The organism is Enterobacter cloacae complex sp. ECC445 (genome assembly GCF_021892025.1).
Lineage (GTDB): Bacteria > Pseudomonadota > Gammaproteobacteria > Enterobacterales > Enterobacteriaceae > Enterobacter > Enterobacter chengduensis.
The window spans coordinates 1-4,070 of record NZ_JAKLRZ010000056.1 but is presented as its reverse complement, the minus strand read 5'-3'; the positions used below and the strand labels follow the sequence as shown (position 1 = coordinate 4,070).

6 protein-coding genes are annotated in these 4,070 nt (G+C 45.9%); 1 reads left to right on the top strand and 5 read right to left on the bottom strand.

What is annotated here, in order from left to right; genetic code table 11:
- Positions 1-149 precede the first annotated feature (149 nt).
- Positions 150-1,019: a phosphorothioated DNA-binding restriction endonuclease gene (locus tag L6R44_RS24780; protein ID WP_237425696.1), complete on the bottom strand. Its 870-nt coding sequence runs from the start codon at positions 1,017-1,019 to the stop codon at positions 150-152.
- A gap of 301 nt (positions 1,020-1,320) precedes the next feature.
- On the opposite strand from L6R44_RS24780, the gene L6R44_RS24775 reads away from it, so the two are divergent.
- Positions 1,321-1,794, top strand: coding sequence for a SymE family type I addiction module toxin (locus L6R44_RS24775; protein ID WP_237425695.1), 474 nt, complete (start codon positions 1,321-1,323; stop codon positions 1,792-1,794).
- Between the two features lie 74 nt (positions 1,795-1,868).
- Here L6R44_RS24775 and L6R44_RS24770 read toward each other — a convergent pair whose 3' ends face one another.
- From L6R44_RS24770 to L6R44_RS24755, 4 genes are all read right to left on the bottom strand, one after another.
- The gene (locus L6R44_RS24770) at positions 1,869-2,240 is read right to left on the bottom strand and encodes a hypothetical protein (protein WP_061716040.1); all 372 of its coding nucleotides are present in this window, start codon (positions 2,238-2,240) and stop codon (positions 1,869-1,871) included.
- Positions 2,241-2,355: 115 nt separating this feature from the next.
- Positions 2,356-2,835 (bottom strand): Hcp family type VI secretion system effector, encoded by a 480-nt coding sequence (locus L6R44_RS24765; protein WP_237425694.1) that lies wholly within the window; start codon positions 2,833-2,835, stop codon positions 2,356-2,358.
- Positions 2,836-2,837: 2 nt separating this feature from the next.
- On the bottom strand, positions 2,838-3,185 hold the full coding sequence (locus tag L6R44_RS24760) for a hypothetical protein (protein WP_237425693.1): 348 nt from the start codon (positions 3,183-3,185) through the stop codon (positions 2,838-2,840).
- Complete coding sequence (locus L6R44_RS24755; RefSeq protein WP_061716037.1) at positions 3,178-3,861, bottom strand: hypothetical protein; 684 nt, start codon at positions 3,859-3,861, stop codon at positions 3,178-3,180. The genes L6R44_RS24760 and L6R44_RS24755 overlap by 8 nt, the downstream gene beginning before the upstream one ends.
- Between the last annotated feature and the right edge of the window lie 209 nt (positions 3,862-4,070).

Sequence of the window (4,070 nt, the reverse complement as noted above, 5' to 3'; positions counted from 1 at the left end):
CCATAAAGTAACCTGCTTTTGATGTTGGATTGAACATATCAAAATCAGGCAATTACACAATCTTATGTACAGGCTCAAAATGAAAGTATTTTTTATTAACTCTTTTAAATCATGGAGTTGCGACATATGTTAGAGTCCGGCCTTCGCACTCATTCTTTAAACACCTCCTTCCTATGCCACTCCACAAACCCCTCCCTTGGATAATTCCCTTTCACCATCGGCAAAGCAATCTGCTTCCCTGCAAAATCCCAGAACAACCGCCCAACGATCCCATTCCCATTCACCGCCTCTGACACCAGCACCCGCATACTCTCATCCAGCCCAATAGATCCTTTATCAAACGCCTTATGATGAATCGCACACAGCGCCAGTCCGTTCGGGATCTCACACGGCCCGCCAAACTGCTTCCACTTAATATGCGCGGCTTCGAGTCCTACTGAGGCGTTATCATGCCGCATGTTGAATCCGCAGATCGCACACTCGTAGTTGTAAGCACGCAGAACCTGCTGACGGAACAACGGATCGCGAACCTTACGGATCTGCTGGATATCAAAACCCATCTCATCCGCGAGCTCTTCCTGAATGCTTTCAGGAAAGTGCGCTTCAAGGATCTGCTGCGCCAGCGAGCCGATCAGGTTTTTGTTCTTACTTAGCAGCGCAAAGTGTTCTTCATCAAACCCGCCTGCGACGTTATGTTCCACAAGTTCTTTAACAGGCGGTTGCTTACTGCCAATGGTCGAACAGAACTCAGTATTCTTCAGATCCCAAAATCCATCCCCTTTGAGCCGCCAGAAAGGCATATTCGGGTAATGCGCCTTCCTCTGTGGGCCAAAGCGTTCTAACAGGCTAAGCAACTGCTCGTGAACCTCGGTTCCATAATCAAACAGTCGCGCATGCCCCTGCTGATAGTTCGCCAGCACGTACAGAAGCAATAAAGGCTTATGCGGCGCACGCTGTTCGCCTTTGCGCCAGATGGTGATATCGGCAACTGCCTGTTCGAGAGTTTTGCTGGAAGCCATCGCGTTACGGAAGAAGGTAAATAATTGCGATGATGCTCGCAAAACCCAGACCAATCAACCCACAATCAGCAAAAACATGATCTTACCGCACACGAACTTTTTTCCTGAACCCCCCTCGCAAATTCCAAATTTACCCCACGCCAAACCGCTGTGTTTATATTCAGCACGGTATAATGAGCACCAGAAATTACGCCGAACGGCAAAGGAAGTATCAAGGAATATTTAAAGAGAGAATTCGCGATATGAAGGTGCTGCAACACCCCCATACCGCTAACCACAACCAACTTATAGGGAGTTGAAAATGGCTGCAACGAATTTTAAGCCAGAGTTTACTGTTTGCAAAACAGAATCAGACGCTTTCACCGGCGTGATTGAAAACCGCGAGCTGGTACGCAAAAACAGCGCCCGCCGACTTCACGGCAACCAGCTCAACGCGGCCCCCGTCCATCCCCGCGCGGAGACGCCGCAGGACAGTGCCGCTTGCTGCGAACTTTATTCCCGCATAGATATGAAATACCTTCTGCTGGGCGGCGAGTGGTTAACCCGTGCGGGCTTTATCGACGGCATGCCCGTAAAAATCCGCGCCATGAAAGACTGTATTGTGATTACGCCACAACATACAAGAGAATTATGGGGATGCCTGGAAGGTATGAGCGTGGTGAATATCAATAAGCAGAAAGTCGCCCAGTGGCTGAAGACGTTTCCGGGAGCGCTGAATGATACAGGCGATATACCGGCTGTTAAGCGTGGAACAGGGCAGGCGATGTCGGAGTAACTGTGCTTCCCATCTAATGTAACCCTTGAAGCAATAAAACGGGCATGTCATCTCATGCCCGTTTTATGTAAAAATCAATCGTGCTTAACCTGCTCTTTCACCGCCTTAACCAGCGCAGCGTGAAGTTTGCCGACGGTTAAATCACATATAACAGGTTCGGGTATGCCACGTATCCAGCGGATAAACCGACAGATGCCAAAAAAGTCTATGCCTTCACCCGTAAACAGATACTCATTCTCTGCGAGAGAGAACGTTTTCCTGTAGCCATCTTCTTCCGTGGCAAGCTGAACGCCAAACGCTTCTTCGCAGTCTTCCAGCAGGTCTTCGCCGTCGATACCGCAAATATGCAAATCGGCCTCAATCAACGTATTGCTATCGATAGGTTTACGATGCTCACCTGAGGAGTTTCGAACAACCTCAATGACTTGAGAGAGTGTGGGTTCCATAATGATGCTCTCCTTTAAGGCGGTAGAAATAATCGCCAGCGCTTCCCGGCGGCGCTCCGCTTGGTCGGACCGACAAGCACAACGTTACCTCGGCCCGAGAAATGTTAAAGTCGGTTCAGGCTATCGCCATATGATTCCAGGCATCTCTGTAAACGATATTCCCGTCACAGTGTTTCCAGGTGATTGCCTCATATCTTAGCTCGATCGTCTCTGTATGCGTTCCTGTTCCAGAACCCGGGAACAGATTTGGCGTGATACCCGTGATTTTTACATTCTCCAGGATAATGTTGAAATATTCTCTCTCGATTCCTGCATCATCAATTTGGTACATTTTTATCGTAGCCGATTTCAGTGTTTGGTTTTCACACAGTGCCCTGATGAGAACCGGTGTCGTTTTATCAAACTCTTTCTGAACGGCAATCGGTGTATGTACGCGGGTACCTGTTAGTCGGCCTGTATTTTCACTCACAGGAATGGTGAGGTGATGAGCGATTGCCTTTAATTCAATAGCACCAAACCGGCCGGACACCATGGAACCTCCTACGACGGGTGAGCCATTAGCATCGGTTAACCAAAGATACGCTGGATTTGACATAATTATTCCTCATCTATATTTACAAAAGAAGGTAGGTGCAACATCGCCACGACCCATATGAATAAGCCAATAATTTTCAGCGGCCATGGTTCAAGGACAGCTATACAAGCAAATGCACCGATGATCAGTAAGGGACCTGATAACACATCCAGGATCCCGCCAAAAATACGTATCTTTCCTGGCAGTAATTTATTCATTACTAATGAAATAATGTAAGCGCTTATGGTAATTATGCAAAAGGCGATTGTTTTATCATTCCAGGTTTCGAATTCAACCCAGCTAAGGATATAGGCTAAAACTAAATATGAGCAAAGAAACAGGTTTATAATGGGGATGATAAACTTACTCATACGCGCCTGCCGTAGTGTATGCAGTTAGTTTTTCATTAACTTTCTTCATGATCTGATTAAATACAGGCTTTCCTTCTGAATAACCTGCATGGATAGCATCTACGAAAGGCTGGACGGCATCAGCGAACAGAAAATAAAGTAAGTCATAGTCTCTTGGTCTCAGAAGTTGATATACCTCTGGGGCTTCGGCTTTGAGTCTGTCAGATGTTCTGATTGATCGTTCAGCCATTCCCCCAAACAAAAAGAGTGTGCTCAGTGCCGTGATTGGGTTTTTTTTCCCTTTGAAAACAACAAACGTGAAGGACGTTCTTTCAATAACATGTTTCGCGATAGTAGATGCAATAATATTGGTTGATACTCTACCTGCGATTGAAGTCATTACAGATCTGTATATTTTATCCTGCTCCGCCTCAGTTAAATATCTGTTGAACGCTTCGAATATGGCTTTAACTGCATTGACAATGTTCTCGTAATTCAAAATGTCGTTTTTTATGGCAGTGAGCATTCGTATTCTTTGAGTTTCACGAGCATACCTGGTATCCGTGTCAAAGATACCATAAACCAGATATCCATAATCTAGCGGTACAGATAGCCCTCCATTTATAAGCCCAGTAACTGTATCAGGAGAAGCTATTATGTCGCATAATCTCCGGGCTATATCTTCTACATCGGCCATAATAATCCTTTAAATGCGCAATAAAGGATTTATCAATGTAATATTAATGTGACTGAAGCAATTTATTTTATCTAAACAAGAAATTAAGAATTGTTATAGGTATGAATTTTATCTTTAATGAGATAATCAGCGGCTTCATGCCATTTCCCCGCACTCCACCGCTAAATAGACTTTAACTAAACACCGGCGCCGCCAGCCCGCCGGGGCCG

What these genes read in the sequence shown, in the direction of transcription:
- L6R44_RS24780 (WP_237425696.1), bottom strand. Translation starts at nt 1,019, where the DNA reads ATGGCTTCCAGCAAAACTCTCGAACAGGCAGTTGCCGATATCACCATC.
- L6R44_RS24775 (WP_237425695.1), top strand. Translation starts at nt 1,321, where the DNA reads ATGGCTGCAACGAATTTTAAGCCAGAGTTTACTGTTTGCAAAACAGAA.
- L6R44_RS24770 (WP_061716040.1), bottom strand. Translation starts at nt 2,240, where the DNA reads ATGGAACCCACACTCTCTCAAGTCATTGAGGTTGTTCGAAACTCCTCA.
- L6R44_RS24765 (WP_237425694.1), bottom strand. Translation starts at nt 2,835, where the DNA reads ATGTCAAATCCAGCGTATCTTTGGTTAACCGATGCTAATGGCTCACCC.
- L6R44_RS24760 (WP_237425693.1), bottom strand. Translation starts at nt 3,185, where the DNA reads ATGAGTAAGTTTATCATCCCCATTATAAACCTGTTTCTTTGCTCATAT.
- L6R44_RS24755 (WP_061716037.1), bottom strand. Translation starts at nt 3,861, where the DNA reads ATGGCCGATGTAGAAGATATAGCCCGGAGATTATGCGACATAATAGCT.